Source organism: Ottowia sp. (genome assembly GCF_035325765.1).
In the GTDB taxonomy this organism is placed as follows: Bacteria; Pseudomonadota; Gammaproteobacteria; order Burkholderiales; family Burkholderiaceae_C; genus Ottowia.
In genome coordinates, this window is record NZ_DAOKZG010000013.1 from 52,086 (window position 1) to 67,499 (window position 15,414).

17 protein-coding genes and 1 tRNA gene are annotated in these 15,414 nt (G+C 68.4%); 13 read left to right on the forward strand and 5 right to left on the reverse strand.

What is annotated here, in order from left to right:
* Window position 1: 1 nt before the first annotated feature.
* From PKA16_RS06735 to phoR, 9 genes are all read left to right on the forward strand, one after another.
* Window positions 2-901, forward strand: coding sequence for a UbiA family prenyltransferase (locus PKA16_RS06735; protein ID WP_324401667.1), 900 nt, complete (start codon window positions 2-4; stop codon window positions 899-901).
* A 126-nt stretch (window positions 902-1,027) separates the two neighbouring features.
* Window positions 1,028-2,455 (forward strand): oxygen-independent coproporphyrinogen III oxidase, encoded by a 1,428-nt coding sequence (hemN, locus tag PKA16_RS06740; protein ID WP_324401669.1) that lies wholly within the window; start codon window positions 1,028-1,030, stop codon window positions 2,453-2,455.
* 292 nt (window positions 2,456-2,747) lie between these two features.
* Window positions 2,748-3,791, forward strand: a complete 1,044-nt coding sequence (gene pstS, locus PKA16_RS06745; protein ID WP_324401671.1) for a phosphate ABC transporter substrate-binding protein PstS — start codon at window positions 2,748-2,750, stop codon at window positions 3,789-3,791.
* Between the two features lie 14 nt (window positions 3,792-3,805).
* Window positions 3,806-4,834, forward strand: a complete 1,029-nt coding sequence (pstC, locus tag PKA16_RS06750; RefSeq protein WP_324401673.1) for a phosphate ABC transporter permease PstC — start codon at window positions 3,806-3,808, stop codon at window positions 4,832-4,834.
* 32 nt (window positions 4,835-4,866) lie between these two features.
* On the forward strand, window positions 4,867-5,691 hold the full coding sequence (gene pstA / locus PKA16_RS06755) for a phosphate ABC transporter permease PstA (RefSeq protein WP_324401698.1): 825 nt from the start codon (window positions 4,867-4,869) through the stop codon (window positions 5,689-5,691).
* 21 nt (window positions 5,692-5,712) lie between these two features.
* Window positions 5,713-6,525 carry a phosphate ABC transporter ATP-binding protein PstB gene (gene pstB / locus PKA16_RS06760; protein ID WP_324401675.1) on the forward strand — a complete coding sequence of 271 codons (813 nt, stop codon included), beginning with the start codon at window positions 5,713-5,715 and terminating at the stop codon, window positions 6,523-6,525.
* A gap of 44 nt (window positions 6,526-6,569) precedes the next feature.
* Window positions 6,570-7,271: a phosphate signaling complex protein PhoU gene (gene phoU, locus PKA16_RS06765; protein WP_324401677.1), complete on the forward strand. Its 702-nt coding sequence runs from the start codon at window positions 6,570-6,572 to the stop codon at window positions 7,269-7,271.
* An 85-nt stretch (window positions 7,272-7,356) separates the two neighbouring features.
* Complete coding sequence (gene phoB / locus PKA16_RS06770; RefSeq protein WP_324401679.1) at window positions 7,357-8,064, forward strand: phosphate regulon transcriptional regulator PhoB; 708 nt, start codon at window positions 7,357-7,359, stop codon at window positions 8,062-8,064.
* Between the two features lie 41 nt (window positions 8,065-8,105).
* Entirely contained in the window at window positions 8,106-9,440 is a 1,335-nt protein-coding gene (gene phoR, locus PKA16_RS06775; protein WP_324401681.1) for a phosphate regulon sensor histidine kinase PhoR, read from the forward strand.
* On the opposite strand, the gene PKA16_RS06780 is transcribed toward phoR, so the two are convergent.
* The 5 genes from PKA16_RS06780 to PKA16_RS06800 form a co-directional block, all read right to left on the reverse strand.
* The gene (locus PKA16_RS06780; protein WP_324401683.1) at window positions 9,437-9,760 is read right to left on the reverse strand and encodes a multidrug efflux SMR transporter; all 324 of its coding nucleotides are present in this window, start codon (window positions 9,758-9,760) and stop codon (window positions 9,437-9,439) included. The genes phoR and PKA16_RS06780 overlap by 4 nt on opposite strands.
* Before the next feature lie 73 nt (window positions 9,761-9,833).
* Window positions 9,834-9,921 (reverse strand) — tRNA-Ser (locus PKA16_RS06785).
* Window positions 9,922-10,023: 102 nt separating this feature from the next.
* A complete protein-coding gene (gene rpmG / locus PKA16_RS06790) occupies window positions 10,024-10,194 on the reverse strand; it encodes a 50S ribosomal protein L33 (protein WP_124863365.1) in 171 nt (56 codons plus the stop codon).
* Window positions 10,195-10,219: 25 nt separating this feature from the next.
* Window positions 10,220-10,453: a 50S ribosomal protein L28 gene (gene rpmB / locus PKA16_RS06795; RefSeq protein ID WP_324401688.1), complete on the reverse strand. Its 234-nt coding sequence runs from the start codon at window positions 10,451-10,453 to the stop codon at window positions 10,220-10,222.
* Window positions 10,454-10,658: 205 nt separating this feature from the next.
* The gene (locus PKA16_RS06800) at window positions 10,659-11,018 is read right to left on the reverse strand and encodes an acyl-CoA thioesterase (protein WP_324401700.1); all 360 of its coding nucleotides are present in this window, start codon (window positions 11,016-11,018) and stop codon (window positions 10,659-10,661) included.
* A gap of 142 nt (window positions 11,019-11,160) precedes the next feature.
* On the opposite strand from PKA16_RS06800, the gene PKA16_RS06805 reads away from it, so the two are divergent.
* The 4 genes from PKA16_RS06805 to PKA16_RS06820 form a co-directional block, all read left to right on the forward strand.
* Window positions 11,161-13,026, forward strand: a complete 1,866-nt coding sequence (locus tag PKA16_RS06805) for an ABC transporter ATP-binding protein/permease (protein WP_324401690.1) — start codon at window positions 11,161-11,163, stop codon at window positions 13,024-13,026.
* Window positions 13,027-13,086: 60 nt separating this feature from the next.
* Entirely contained in the window at window positions 13,087-13,980 is an 894-nt protein-coding gene (locus PKA16_RS06810; RefSeq protein ID WP_324401692.1) for a transporter substrate-binding domain-containing protein, read from the forward strand.
* Window positions 13,981-14,094: 114 nt separating this feature from the next.
* Window positions 14,095-14,853 carry an amino acid ABC transporter permease gene (locus PKA16_RS06815; protein ID WP_324401694.1) on the forward strand — a complete coding sequence of 253 codons (759 nt, stop codon included), beginning with the start codon at window positions 14,095-14,097 and terminating at the stop codon, window positions 14,851-14,853.
* 71 nt (window positions 14,854-14,924) lie between these two features.
* Window positions 14,925-15,414, forward strand: a 490-nt coding sequence (locus PKA16_RS06820; protein WP_324401696.1) for an amino acid ABC transporter permease, incomplete at its 3' end; no start/stop codon positions are given.

Below are 15,414 nucleotides of genomic sequence, written 5' to 3' on the forward strand. Positions count from 1 at the left end.
CATGCTGCAGAAGTTTCTTGCCCTCTCGCGTTCCACCCACGGCGTGCTCGACATCGCCATGGCCGGCTTTGCCGCGCTGCTCTGGCTGGGCCACTTCCCAGGCTGGGATGTGCTGGCCGTGGCACTCGTCACGGCACTGGCCGGCTACACCGCGATCTATGCGCTCAACGACCTCATCGGCGTGAAGGTCGATCGCGAGAAGTTTGCCGGCGCCGGCCCCAATCCGGGCTATTCGGTCGAGGGCTCGGATTTGCGCTACCCGATCGCCCAGGGCCAGCTCAGCCTGGCCGCGGGCATCGCTTGGTTCAGCGGCTGGTTCATCGTCGCCCTGGTCGGCGCCTGGTGGCTCAATCCCTTCCTGGTCGTCGTCGTGCTGGCGGCGCCGGTGCTCGAAACCATCTACTGCCTGCTGTTCAAGGTGACCTACTGGCGCGTGCTGGTGAGCGGCCTGGTGAAGTCGCTGGGCCCGATCGCCGCCGTGCTGGCCGTGGTGCCGCGGCCGGACCCGGCCTGGCTGGCGCTGATGGTGGCCTGGGTGTTTGCCTGGGAAGTGGGCGGGCAGAACATCCCGGCCGACTGGAACGACGTCGAGGAAGACCGGCGCGTCGGCGCGCGCACCATTCCGCTGGTGTTCGGCCCGCGCATCGCCGGCACCCTGGTGCTGCTGGCGCTGATCGCCACCGTGGCGCTGAGCCTGGCGCTGCCCGTGATGTCGCCGCTGGCGCTGGGCCTGTCTTACTCGGTCGCCACCTTCCTGATCGGCTTCTTCCTGCTGCTGGTGCCGGGGTTCGCCCTGTTCCGCTCGCACGAGGGGCGGCGCGCGGCGCGGCTGTTCGATCGCGCCAGCCTGTACCCGCTGGCGCAGCTCGCCCTCATCACGGTATTCGTGCTGCTGCCCTGAAGCCGACCCGACCACGCAGCGAGACTGCATCCTCGCACCGGTTATCCGAACCGGCTAGAGTCCGGTACACGCTGCGCCGGTCGATGCCGGGCCGCCGGCACCCCACAGCCACACCAGACGATTCCCATGACTGCTGCCACAGCCGCCGCCGGGCGTGCTTCCGACCTGGATCTGTATTCCGAGCTGGAAATCTCCGAGGCGCTGATTCGCCGCTTCGACAAGACCGGGCCGCGCTACACCTCGTATCCCACGGCGGACCGCCTGCAGGCCGGTTTTCCGGCCGCGCGCTACCAGGAACTGCTGCGCCAGCGCGCCGCCAACCCGGCGCCGCTGCCGCTTTCGGTCTACGTGCACCTGCCGTTCTGCGAATCGCTGTGCTATTTCTGCGCCTGCAACAAGATCATCACGCGCGACCACGGCGCGGCCGCCAGCTACCTGGAGGTGCTGCACACCGAGATCGGCCTGGTCGGCGCCGAACTGGGCGCGCACCGCGAGACGCGGCAACTGCACCTGGGCGGGGGCACGCCGACCTTCCTGAGCGAGGCCGAGCTCACCGAACTGATGCAGCACCTGCGTGCGCAGTTCCACTTCACGGCCGATGCCGAGCTGGGCATCGAGATCGATCCGCGCACCGTCACGCCCGACATGCTGCGCATGCTGGCCGGCCTGGGCTTCAACCGCACCAGCTTCGGCGTGCAGGACTTCAACCCCGAGGTGCAGCAGGCGGTCAACCGCATCCAGCCCTACGAGATGGTGCGCACGGCGTTGCAGGCCAGCCGCGACAACGGCTTCGAGTCGATCAACGCCGACCTGATCTACGGCCTGCCGAAGCAGACGGTAGACAGCTTCAGCCACACGCTGGACCAGATCATCGAGCTGGCGCCGGACCGCATCGCGCTCTACAACTACGCCCACCTGCCCGAGCGCTTCAAGGGCCAGCGCCTGATTCGCGCCGCCGACCTGCCCAGCGCCGAGACCAAGCTGCAGATCTTCCTGATGTCGCTGCGCCGCCTGCTGGAGGCGGGCTACGTCTACATCGGCCTCGACCACTTCGCCAAGCCCGACGACGCGCTGAACCGCGCGCGCCTGGACCACACGCTGCACCGCAACTTCCAGGGCTACACCACCTGCGCCGACACCGACCTGGTGGGCCTGGGCATTTCGGCCATCGGCAAGATCGCAGGCAGCTACGTGCAGAACCAGCACATGCGCAAGCCCTGGGCCGAGGCCATCATGGACGGGCAGTTCGCCATCTCCAAGGGGTTCGATCTGAGCCACGACGACGTGATGCGGCGCGAGCTCATCATGGCCATCATGTGCGGCGTGCCGATCGATTTTGCCGCCTTCGGCGCGCGCCACGGCATCGACTTTGCGGCCCACTTCGGCAAGGAGCTGGCGCAGCTCGACTCGTATGCCGAGGCCGGCCTGATCGCGCTGGATGATGCCGGCCTGCGCGTGCTGCCCAAGGGGCGCTTCTTCGTGCGCGCCGTCGGCATGGTGTTCGACGACTACCTGGGCCGGCCGCGCACGGCGACCTACTCCAAGCTGATCTGATACCGATTCGCATTCAAAAAATGACAAACGATGCCGGACGATGCCGGCATGGACCACGACGCTGCAGTCATTGAAGCGCAGCGAGGTCATTTGTCATTTGTCATTTCGAACGCAAGTTCGTATGAGCGGCGTCCGGCACAGGCCAGCGCTGCCCCGCCGGCAGCCCTCCGTCGCGTGCGCACGACCGGCGTGGATCGCCCGCCACGCCGGCCCAGGCTGTCACGCCAGTGTCACAAACAATTTCTAGAGTCGGTGGCATTGTTCCACTCCGACCCGATCCGGGTTCACTCCAATGAAATCGTTCGTGATGCGCGCACTGCTGCCCGGCCTGCTGTCGGTGGCGGCCCTGTCCCCGGCCTCGGCCCAGCAGCAGGCTACCGGCGCCGGCGCCAGCTTCCCGGCGCCGCTGTATGCCAAATGGGCGGCCGACTACCACCGGGCCACCGGCGTCAAGATCAACTACCAGTCGGTCGGCTCGAGCGCCGGCCTGCGCCAGATCGAGGCCCGGACGGTCGACTTCGGCGCCTCGGACGCCCCGCTGACCGACGACGAGCTGGCCGCCAAGGGCCTGGTGCAGTTCCCCACCGTGGTGGGCGGCGTGATCCCGGTGGTCAACATCGCCGGCGTCGCACCGGGCGCGCTCAAGCTCTCGGGCCCCGTGCTGGGTGACATCTACCTGGGCAAGGTGACGCGCTGGAACGACCCGGCCATCACCGCGCTCAACCCCGACCTGAAGCTGCCCGACGCCGCCATCGCCCCGGTGCGCCGCGCCGATGGCTCGGGCACCACCAATGCCTTCACCAACTACCTGAGCCAGGTGAATCCCGAGTGGAAGGCCCAGGTGGGCGAGGGCACGGCCGTGAACTGGCCCACCGGCGCCGGCGGCAAGGGCAACGAGGGCGTGGCCGCTTTCGTGGGTCGCCTGCCCAACTCGGTGGGCTACGTCGAGTACGCCTACGTCAAGCAGAACAAGATGAGCTACGTGCAGCTGCAGAACGCCGATGGCAGGTTCGTGAGCCCCGGCGACGTGAGCTTCAAGGCCGCCGCGGCCGGTGCCGATTGGGCGAAATCGTTCTACCAGGTGCTCAACAACAAGCCGGGCGCCGACGCCTGGCCCATCACCACCGCCACCTATATCCTGATGCACGCCGGGCAGGACAAGCCCGAGAACGCGCGCACGGTGCTGAAGTTCTTCGACTGGGCCTATGCCCATGGCGACACCGCGGCGGCCGAGCTGGACTACGTGCCCATGCCGGCGGCAGTCAAGACGCTGGTCCGCGAGCGCGCCTTCGGCGCCATCCTGGACGCCGAAGGCAAGCGCATCGCCGACCAGTAAGCAGGGCGCCAGGCATGTCCATTGCCGCTTCCCTGGACCCCCTCGTGGCCGTGCCGGCGCGGCAGGCCGAAGCCATCCCGAGCCCACGCCCGCCCGCGCGCCGGGCGCGCAGCGGTGCCGGCGCCGATCGCCTGTTCGCCTGGACCGCGCGCGGCGCCGCGCTGCTGACGCTGTCGCTGCTGGTGGCCATCATGGCCTCGCTGCTGGTGGGCGCCTGGCCCGCGATCCGCGCCTTCGGCCCGGGCTTCATGACCAGCGCCGTGTGGGACCCGGTGCAGCAGCAGTTCGGCGGCCTGGTCATGATCTACGGCACGCTGATGAGCTCGCTCGTCGCGCTGCTGATCGCGGTGCCGGTGAGCTTCGGTATCGCCCTGTTCCTGACCGAGCTGTCGCCGGCCTGGCTCAAGCGCCCGCTGGGCACGGCGATCGAGCTGCTGGCCGCCATCCCGTCCATCGTCTACGGCATGTGGGGGCTGCTGGTGTTCGCGCCGATCCTGTCGGCCTGGGTGCAGCAGCCGATGCAGCGCTGGCTGGGCGAGGTGCCGCTGCTGGGCGCGCTGTTCTCCGGTCCGCCGGTGGGCATCGGCATCCTCTCGGCCGGCATCATCCTGGCCATCATGATCATCCCGTTCATCGCCTCGGTCATGCGCGACGTGTTCGAGGTCACCCCGGCCCTGCTCAAGGAGTCGGCCTACGGCCTGGGCGCCACCACCTGGGAGGTGGTCTGGCGCGTGGTGCTGCCCTACACCCGGGCCGGCGTCATCGGCGGCATCATGCTCGGCCTGGGCCGCGCGCTGGGCGAGACCATGGCCGTCACCTTCGTCATCGGCAATATGAACCAGCTCCAGTCGCTCAGCCTGTTCGAGCCCGCCAACTCGATCACCTCGGCCCTGGCCAACGAGTTCGCCGAGGCCGGCCCGGGCCTGCACCAGGCGTCCCTGATCTACCTGGGGCTGGTGCTGTTCTTCATCACCTTCGTGGTGCTGGCCTGCTCCAAGCTGCTGCTGTTGCGCCTGGCCCGGGCCGAGGGAGCGAAATCGTGACGACCACGGTCCAGACACCGGCGGGCCGGGCCATGTTCTCGAGGCGCAAGCGCGTCAACGCCATCGCGCTCACGCTGTCGCTGCTGGCCATGGGCTTCGGCCTGTTCTGGCTGGCCTGGATCCTGTGGGAGACGCTGCGCCTGGGCCTGGGCGGCATGGCGCTGTCCATCTTCACGCAGGCAACGCCGGCGCCGGGCGACGCCGGCGGCCTGGCCAACGCCATCTTCGGCTCGCTCGCGATGGTGGGCGTGGCCACCCTGGTCGGCACGCCCGTCGGCATCCTGGCCGGCGTCTACCTGGTCGAATACGACACGCGCGGCTGGCTGGCCCAGGCCACGCGCTTCGTCAACGACATCCTGCTGTCGGCGCCATCCATCGTCATCGGCCTGTTCATCTTCGAGGTGATGGTGGTGCGCATGGGCAGCTTCTCGGGCTGGGCCGGCGCCATGGCGCTGGCGCTGATCGTGATCCCGGTGGTGGTGCGCACCACCGAGAACATGCTCAAGCTGATCCCGCCCGGCCTGCGCGAGGCCGCCTATGCCCTGGGCACGCCCAAGTGGAAGGTGATCCTGGCCATCACGCTGCGCGCCGCGCGCGCCGGCGTCATCACCGGCGTGCTGCTGGCGGTGGCGCGCATCGCGGGCGAAACCGCGCCGCTGCTGTTCACGGCCCTGAACAACCAGTTCTGGTCGTCCGACCTGGCCGGCCCCATGGCCAGCCTGCCGGTCGTCATCTTCCAGTTCGCCATGAGTCCGTACGAAAACTGGCAGCACCTGGCCTGGGCCGGTGTGTTGCTCATCACCCTGGCGGTGCTGGGCCTCAATGTCCTGGCGCGCGCCCTGGCCCGCAACGAATGAGACCTCGGAGAGGCTTTGCCCATGTCTGCCGTCCTCGACGCTCCCGCCCCCACCACCACTGCCACCGCCGCGGCCCGTGCGCGCCCCAAGCTCACGGTACGCGACCTGAATTTCCACTACGGCAGGTTCCACGCCCTCAAGGGCGTGAACCTGGACATTCCGGAAAAGCAGGTCACCGCCTTCATCGGCCCCTCGGGCTGCGGCAAGTCCACGCTGCTGCGCGTGTTCAACCGCATGTTCGAGCTGTATCCCGAGCAGCGCGCCACCGGCCAGGTGCTGCTCGATGGCGAGGACCTGCTGGCGAGCCGCCAGGACGTGGCGCTGATCCGCGCCAAGGTCGGCATGGTGTTCCAGAAGCCGACGCCGTTCCCGATGTCGATCTACGACAACATCGCCTTCGGCGTCCGGCTGTTCGAGCGCCTGGGTGCGGCCGACATGGACGAGCGCGTCGAGTGGGCGCTGCGCAAGGCGGCGCTGTGGAACGAGGTCAAGGACAAGCTGGGCCAGGGCGGCGCCAGCCTGTCGGGCGGGCAGCAGCAGCGCCTGTGCATCGCGCGCGGCGTCGCCATCCGGCCCGAGGTGCTGCTGCTGGACGAGCCCTGCTCGGCGCTGGACCCGATCTCGACCGCCCGCATCGAGGAGCTGATCGCCGAGCTCAAGCGCGACTACACCGTGGTCATCGTGACCCACAACATGCAGCAGGCCGCGCGCTGCAGCGACCACACCGCCTACATGTACCTGGGCGAGCTGATCGAGTTCGGCGCCACCGAGCAACTGTTCTTCAAGCCCCGGCGCAAGGAGACCGAGGACTACATCACCGGGCGGTTCGGATGAAGCCCGGGGCGGCGGTGCAGTATCGTGGATGGCAAGGACGTGACATGACCGACAAGCATCTTTCCTCGCAGTTCGACGGCGAGCTGAACCAGGCCTCGGCCCGCGTGATGGACCTGGGCGGCCTGGTCGAGAACCAGATCCGCCTGGCCATCGAGGCCCTGTCGCACTTCAGCCTGGAGGCCGCAGCCCAGGTCGAGGTGCTGGAGGCGCGCGTGAACCGGATGGAGGTCGAGATCGACCACGAGCTCATCACCCTCATCGCGCGGCGCCAGCCCACCGCGCGCGACCTGCGCCTGGTGATGGCCTTTTCCAAGGTGATCGCCAACCTCGAGCGCATGGGCGACGAGGCCACGCGCATGGCGCGCATGGTGCGCTCCATCATCGAGCGCGGCCCGGCGCGCGCCTTGCCCTCGGGTGACCTGCGCACCGCCGCCGAGCTGGCCGCGGGCCTGCTGCGCAAGGCGCTGGATGCCCTGGCGCGGCTGGACACGCGCGCCGCGGTCGACATCCTGAAGGAGGACGACCTGGTCGACCGCGAGTTCGACGGCTTCGTGCGCAAGCTCGTCACCTACATGATGGAAGACCCGCGCACCATCTCGGCCAGCCTGGACCTGCTGTTCCTGGCCAAGGCGATCGAGCGCATCGGCGATCATTCGAAGAACGTCGCCGAGCTCATCATCTACCTGGTCGAGGGCAAGGACGTGCGCCACGCCGCCCTGGAAGAGATCGAATCCAGCATTCAATGAAGACACATGGCCTTCGCGCTGCCGCGCCTCGCCTGGTCCGCTGCCCCCCGAGGGGGCCGCTTTTCCATCCGGGGGCGCCCCGGCGATGAAAGACCGCCCCCGCGTGCTCGTGGTCGAGGACGAGCCGGCCATTGCCGAGCTGATCGCCGTGAACCTGCGCCACGCCGGCTTCGAGCCGGTCTGTGTCGAGGACGGCGAGGCCGCCCAGCGCGAGCTCGACGCCGTGCTGCCCGACGTGATCCTGCTCGACTGGATGCTGCCCGGCGCCAGCGGCCTGCAACTGGCGCGCCGGTGGCGTGCCGACGCGCGCAGCCGGCCGGTGCCGATCCTGATGCTGACCGCGCGCGGCGACGAGCCGGACAAGGTGGCCGGGCTGGACGCCGGTGCCGACGACTACATCACCAAGCCGTTCTCGACCCAGGAGCTGCTGGCGCGCATCCGCGCCGTGCTGCGCCGGCGCGCGCCCGAGCAACTGCGCGACAGCGTGGCGATCGGCGAGCTGCAACTCGACGCCGCCACGCACCGCGTGAGCTGGCAGGGCGAGCCGATCCGGCTCGGGCCGACCGAGTTTCGCCTGCTGCACTACCTGATGAAGCACGCCGAGCGCGTGCACAGCCGCCAGCAACTGCTCGACAAGGTCTGGGGCGACCACGTCTTCATCGAGGAGCGCACGGTGGACGTGCACGTCAAGCGCCTGCGCGAGGCGCTGGGTCCGGCCAGCGGCATGGTCGAGACCGTGCGCGGCGCCGGCTACCGCCTCACGGCGGCCCGATCCCGGCCGCGCCATGATTAGCTGCGCCGGCGAGCCATGCCCGCGTCCCGTCGGGGCCGCCCGTGCCTGAGCGCTTCCTGTTGCTGCTGGGCCTGCAACTGGCGGGCGGCGCGCTCGGCGCCTGGCTCGGCGGCGCCTGGGGCGCGGCCGCGGGCGTGGCGCTGGCCGCCTGGCTGGGCCTGGGCTGGGAATCGCGGCGCGCCCTGCGGGTGCTGCGCTGGCTGCGCCAGGACGGGGCGCCGGCCAGCGTGCCGGCGCTGCGCGGCCCGTGGGGCGAGGCGGCCGACCGCATGCAGCGGCTGCTGCGCCAGCAGCAGCAACAGGTGGCCGCGGGCGACGCGCGCCTGCAGGAATTCCTGGCCGCGATGCAGGCCTCGCCCAACGGCGTGGTGCTGCTCGACGCCCAGGGCCGGATCGAATGGTGCAACCAGACCGCGGCGCGGCACCTCGGACTCGACCCGGTGCGGGACCTGCTGCAGCCCATCGGCAACCTGCTGCGCGAGCCGGCCTTCCACGCCTATTGCACTGCCGGCGATTTCTCGGACGAGCTGCTGCTGCCCGGGCGCAGCAGCACGCCGACGCGCCCGGTGCGGCTGTCGGTGCGCCTGTATCCCTACGGTCAGGGGCGCCAGCTCATGCTGTCGCGCGACGTCACCGCGATCGAGCAGGCCGAGGCCATGCGGCGCGACTTCGTGGCCAACGTCTCGCACGAGATCCGCACGCCGCTGACGGTGCTGACCGGCTTCATCGAGACGCTGCAGACGCTGCCGCTGGACGCCGCCGAGCGGACACGCTACCTGGAGCTGATGGCGCAGCAGGGCCGGCGCATGCAGCACCTGGTGCAGGACCTGCTGACGCTGTCGCGCCTGGAGGGCAGCCCGCTGCCCGGCCTGGACGAATGGACGCCGGTGTCGGTCCTGCTGCGGCGCTGCCAGGAGGAGGGCGCCGCGCTGTCGGCGCTGCTCACGCCCGCGGGCGCGCCGCCACACGTGCTGCGCTTTCCGCCCGAGGCCGAATGGGACCGCTACGGTGAGATCGCCGGCGCCGCGGCCGAACTGCAGAGCGCGCTGTCCAACCTTGTCACCAATGCCGTGCGCTACACGCTCCCGGGCGGGCGCATCACCGTGTCGTGGCAGCCGATGCCCGCTGGCGGCGCGCGCTTCACGGTGTCCGACACCGGGCCGGGCATCGCGCCCGAGCACCTGCCGCGCCTGACCGAGCGCTTCTACCGCGTCGACCGCAGTCGCTCGCGCGAGAGCGGCGGCACCGGCCTGGGACTGGCCATCGCCAAGCACGCGCTGCAGCGCCACGGCGCGCACCTGCGCATCCGCAGCACGCTGGGGCAGGGCTCCGAGTTTTCGGCCGATTTCCCGGCCAGCCGGCTGCGCGGCGTCTAGGGCTGCGGGCTCGCCACCTTCATGAGGACGAGCCCCGCCACGATCAGCAGTGCCGCCAGGATCCGGGTGGCGCCGAGCGGCTCGCCCAGGAGCACGATGCCGACCACGAAGGCGCCGACGGCGCCGATGCCGGTCCAGATGACGTAGGCCGTGCCGAGCGGCAGCGTTCGCATCGACAATGACAGCAGGGCGAAACTGCCGATCATCGCGGCCAGCGTGATCGCTTTGGGAACGACCCGCGTGAAGCCTTCCGACTGCTTCATGGAGAACGCCCAGACGACTTCAAGAACACCCGCGATCAACAACATCAGCCAGGCCATGCCCTTCTCCTCGTCGAGAGTCGGGCCGTCCCGTGTGTGTTCCCGCAAAGGGGGAAGGTCGTCCTTCACTGGATGGCGGAAGGGGTGGGATTCGAACCCACGGACGCTTGCGCGTCGCCGGTTTTCAAGACCGGTGCAATCGACCACTCTGCCACCCTTCCGCGGGTGAGGTCTGAAATTCTATCGGCCGGGGCCGCGTGCCGGGCCCGGAAAAAGCAAGGCCCGCTGCGGGAGCGGGCCTTTGGCAACAGGGCAGAGTCAGCTCACTTGAGCTTCACTTCCTTGTACTCGACATGCTTGCGAGCCTTGGGGTCGAACTTCATGATCGACATCTTCTCGGGCATGGTCTTCTTGTTCTTGCTGGTGGTGTAGAAGTGACCGGTACCGGCCGTGGATTCCAGCTTGATCTTTTCGCGTCCGCCTTTGGTGGCCATGGTGCGCTCCTTGGACTAGTATGAATCAGGCCTGGCCGCGCGCGCGCAGGTCGGCGAGCACGGACTCGATGCCATTCTTGTCGATCAGGCGCAGCGCGGCGTTCGAGACGCGCAGGCGCACCCAGCGGTTTTCGCTCTCGACCCAGAAGCGGCGGTATTGCAGGTTCGGCAGGAACCGGCGCTTGGTCTTGATGTTGGAGTGGGACACCTTGTGCCCGACCTGGGGCTTCTTGCCCGTCACTTCACAGACGCGTGCCATCGTATGGCTCTCCTTCGATCCGGCCGTTGCTGGCGCCGCTGCACGGATGTCCTCGTGCAGCAACTCGCTCCGGCCTCACCTCGCCAGCTTGGGGGTGGCGGTGGCCCCGTGAATTCATTCGAATTCGAAAGAACCCGAAATTATAGCCGGCACGCTGAACGCCAGCAAGACCGGCCCACCATCGGCCGGTCCAGGGCGCGTCTCCTCACAACACCGGCTGGGGCACCGGGCGCGGCCGGCCGTTGTCGTCGATGGCGACATAGGTGAGCGTGGCCTCGGTCACCTTGATGTAGCGCCCCTGGTTGCGGATGCGCTCGGCGTAGACGCCGACGTTGACGGTCATCGAGGTGCGGCCGATGCGCTCCATGCGCGCGTAGAAGGTCAGGATGTCGCCCACCCGCACGGGCGCCTTGAAGATGAACTGGTTCACCGCCACCGTGGCCATGCGGCCCTGCGCGTGGCGCGCCGGCAGCACCGAGCCCGCCATGTCGACCTGGGCCATGACCCAGCCGCCGAAGATGTCGCCGTTGGCGTTGGCGTCGGCCGGCATCGGCATCACCTTCATCACCAGCGTGTGGTCGTGCGGCAGCTCGGCCTCGGGCGCGTCCACCGGGTCCTCGTTGGGTCGGCGAAAGCTGCTGGGCGGGCGGTGAGCGGCGGGCATGGGCACAATCCTCCTCGAGTGATGAAGCAAGGCATTGTCCAACATGCGCGGCGCGACTGAGCGCGCGCGCCCCGTACCGGCGCCGGCCGAGGCGCCGCACGCCGCCGCCACGTCGGACTGGGCGACGCTGGCGCGCCTGCTGCCCTACCTGTGGCGCTATCGCTGGCGCGTCGGCGTCGCGCTGGTCATGGTGCTGGCGGCCAAGCTGTCCAACGTCGGCGTGCCGCTGCTGCTCAAGGCCCTGGTCGACCGCATGAACGTCAAGGCCGGCGATCCGGCGGCGCTGCTGGTGGTGCCCGTCGGCCTGCTGCTGGCCTACGGGCTGCTGCGCCTGTCCACCAGCGTCTTCACCGAGCTGCGCGAGCTGGTGTTCGCCCGGGCCACCCAGGGCGCGACGCGCACGGTGGCGCTGCAGACCTTCGAGCACCTGCACGCGCTCAGCCTGCGTTTCCATCTGGAGCGCCAGACCGGCGGCATGACGCGCGACATCGAGCGCGGCGTGCGCGCGATCGAGTCGCTCATCACCTATTCGCTCTACAGCATCGTGCCGACCCTGGTCGAGGTGGGCCTGGTGCTGGCCATCCTGGGGCGCCAGTTCGACGCCGGCTACGTCTGGATCACGGTGGCGGCGCTGGCGGCCTACATCGTGTTCACGGTCTGGGTGACGGAGTGGCGCACGCGCTTTCGCGTCGAGGCCAACCGTGCCGAGACTCAGGCCAGCGTGCACGCGGTCGATTCGCTGCTGAACTACGAGACCGTCAAGTACTTCGGCAACGAGGGCTTCGAGGCGCGCCGCTACGACGAAAGCCTGCGCCACTACGAGCGCGCGAGCCTGAAGTCGCAGCGCTCGCTGTCGCTGCTCAACACCGGCCAGCAGCTGGTGATCGCGATCGGCCTGGTGGCGATGCTGTGGCGTGCCACCCAGGGCGTGGTCGACGGGCGCCTGACCATCGGCGACCTGGTGATGGTCAACGGCTTCATGATCCAGCTCTACATCCCGCTCGGTTTCCTGGGCGTGCTGTACCGCCAGGTCAAGCAGAACCTGACCGACCTGCACCGCATGTTCGCGCTGATCGACCGCCCGCAGGAGGTGGCCGACGCCCCAGGCGCGCCGGACCTGCGCACCGACGGGCCGGCGGACGTGAGTTTCGAGCAGGTGCATTTTGCCTACGAACCGGACCGTCCGATCCTGCAGGGCCTGGGCTTCACCATCCCGGCCGGGCGGACGGTGGCGGTGGTCGGCCCCTCGGGCGCCGGCAAGTCGACGCTGGCGCGCCTGCTCTACCGTTTCTACGATGTGCAGCAGGGCGCGATACGCATCGCCGGCCAGGACATCCGCGGCGTGACCCAGGCCAGCGTGCGCCGCGCCATCGGCATCGTGCCGCAGGACACCGTGCTGTTCAACGACACCATTGCCTACAACATCCGCTACGGGCGTCCCGACGCCAGCGACGAGGCGGTGCAGGCGGCCGCGCGCGCGGCGCACATCCACGACTTCATCGTCTCCACGCCGCTGGGCTACGACACCGTGGTGGGCGAGCGGGGCCTCAAGCTCTCGGGCGGCGAGAAGCAGCGCGTGGCGATCGCGCGCACCCTGCTGAAGGACCCGCCGGTGCTGATCTTCGACGAGGCCACCAGCGCGCTCGATTCGGCAAACGAGCGCGCCATCCAGGCCGAGTTGCGCAGCGCGGCCCATGGCAAGACCACGCTGGTGATCGCGCACCGCCTGTCGACCGTGGTCGACGCGCACCAGATCCTGGTGCTGGAGCACGGCCGCATCGTCGAGCGTGGCACCCACCCGCAACTGCTGGCGGCGCGGGGTCGTTACGCTGAAATGTGGAATCTGCAACAGAATCGCGAGGAACCCGAGACAGCCACTAAGGGTTTGCCCGGAGGCCGCCCTCCGTAGAATCGCCGTTCAATGGGTCTTGTTCCGAAGGCTCTTTTTTCCGATGAAAGGGAATTTTTCATGAAGAAGCAACTGATCGCGCTTTCCATCCTGGCGCTGGCCGCGGGATCGGTGATAGCGCAGGCGCCGGACACCCTGGCCAAGATCAGCGAGCGGGGTGCAGTCAACCTCGGGGTGCGCGACTCGTCGGGCCTGGGCTTCACGCTGGGTGGCGGCAAGTACGTGGGTTTCCACACCGAGATGGCCGAGCGCATCGTGGACGACATCGGCAAGCAGCTGGGCAAGCCGCTGAAGATCAACTACCAGGTGATCACCTCGCAGAACCGCATTCCGCTGATCCAGAACGGCACCATCGATTTCGAGTGCGGCTCGACCACCAACAGCAAGGCGCGCCAGAAGGACGTGGATTTCGCGTTCACCACCTACGTGGAGGAGGTGCGCATGGCGGTGAAGGCCAACTCCGGCATCAAGTCGATCAACGACCTGGGCGGCAAGACCCTGGCCGTGACCACCGGTACCACCTCGGTGCAGCACATCCGCAAGAAGGCGCGTGACGCCAACCTGGACTTCAAGCAGGTGATGGGCAAGGACCACGCCGACAGCTTCCTGCTGCTGGAATCCGACCGCGCCGACGCCTTCGTGATGGACGGCTCGATCCTGGCCGCCAACATCGCCAAGGCCAAGAACCCGAAGGATTTCGCCATCGTCGGCGAGGTGCTGTCGGTCGAGCCGATCGCCTGCATGCTGCCCAAGGGTGACGCCAAGCTGAAGAAGGCGATCGACGATTCCATCGTGCGCCAGATCCAGGACGGGTCGCTCGCCAAGCTCTACGACAAGTGGTTCATGCAGCCGATCCCGCCCAACAACGTGACGCTGAACATGCCGATGTCCGAGAGCACCAAGGCGGCCTGGGCCAACCCGAACGACAAGCCGATGGAGGACTACGGCAACTGATGGCGCCCGCCGTCTGGCTTGCCATGACACGACACGCCCACCGGGTCCGGCCCGCGTGGGCGTTCGTCATCCGGTGGCGCGCCTGAGCGCTCGCCGCATCGCAGGAGATTTGCAATGGCCATGGACTGGCAGGTGTTCTGCAAGGACACCCTCGATGGCGAGGTGGTGGCCGGCTGCTTTGGTCACGGCAAGGACATCACCTATCTGGACTGGCTGCTGTCGGCCTGGGGCTGGACGGTGTCGGTCTCGCTCACGGCGCTGGTGGTGGCGCTGATCGCCGGCTCGGTCATCGGCGTGATCCGCACCGTGCCGGATCGGCCCTGGCTGGTGCGCTTCGGCAACGCCTGGGTCGAGTTGTTTCGCAACATCCCGCTGCTGGTGCAGATCTTTCTCTGGTATTTCGTCGTGCCGGCACTGGTGCCGCCGATGAAGAACTTCCCGCCCTTCATCCTGGTGGTGCTGGCGCTGGGCCTGTTCACCTCGGCGCGCATTGCGGAACAGGTGCGCGCCGGCATCCAGGCCCTGCCCAGGGGCCAGCGCTACGCCGGCATGGCGCTGGGCTTCACCACGCCGCAGTACTACCGCTACGTGCTGCTGCCGATGGCCTACCGCATCATCATCCCGCCCCTGACCAGCGAGTCGATGAACATCTTCAAGAATTCGGCGGTGGCGTTCGCGGTCTCGATTCCGGAGCTGACGCTGTATGCCCTCCAGGTGGGCGAGGAGACGGCGCGGCCGATCGAGGTCTACATTGCCGTCACCATCCTCTATGCGATCTCGGCGCTGGCGATCAACCGCGTCTTTGCCTGGATCGAGAAGCGCGCGCGCGTGCCGGGCTTCGTGGCCGCCGGCACCGGCGCGGGAGGGCACTGACGTGAAAGCCAGCGCCGTGCCCATCACCCTGACCACGGCCTCGCGGGCCGTGTCCGGACAGGAGGCCTGAGATGCTCAATCTCGACTTCTCGTTCGTCAACTGGACGCTGATCCAGGACTTCATCCTGAAGGGCCTGCTGTTCAGCATCGTGCTGACGGCGGTGGCGACCGCCGGCGGCATCTTCTTCGGCACCCTGCTGGCGCTGATGCGGCTGTCCGGGCAGAAGTGGCTGGACCTGCCGGCGGCGTTCTACGTCAACGTGATGCGCTCGATCCCGTTGGTGATGGTGATCCTGTGGTTCTTCCTGCTGGTGCCCTTCATCATCGGGCGGCCGGTGGGTGCCGAGTATTCGGCCTTCATCACCTTCATCGCGTTCGAGGCAGCCTACTTCAGCGAGATCATGCGCGCCGGCATCCAGTCGATCCCGCGCGGCCAGATCTTCGCCGGCCAGGCACTGGGCATGAGCTACAAGCAGAACATGATGCTGGTGATCCTGCCGCAGGCGTTCCGCAACATGCTGCCGGTGCTGCTGACGCAGACCATCATCCTGTTCCAGGACA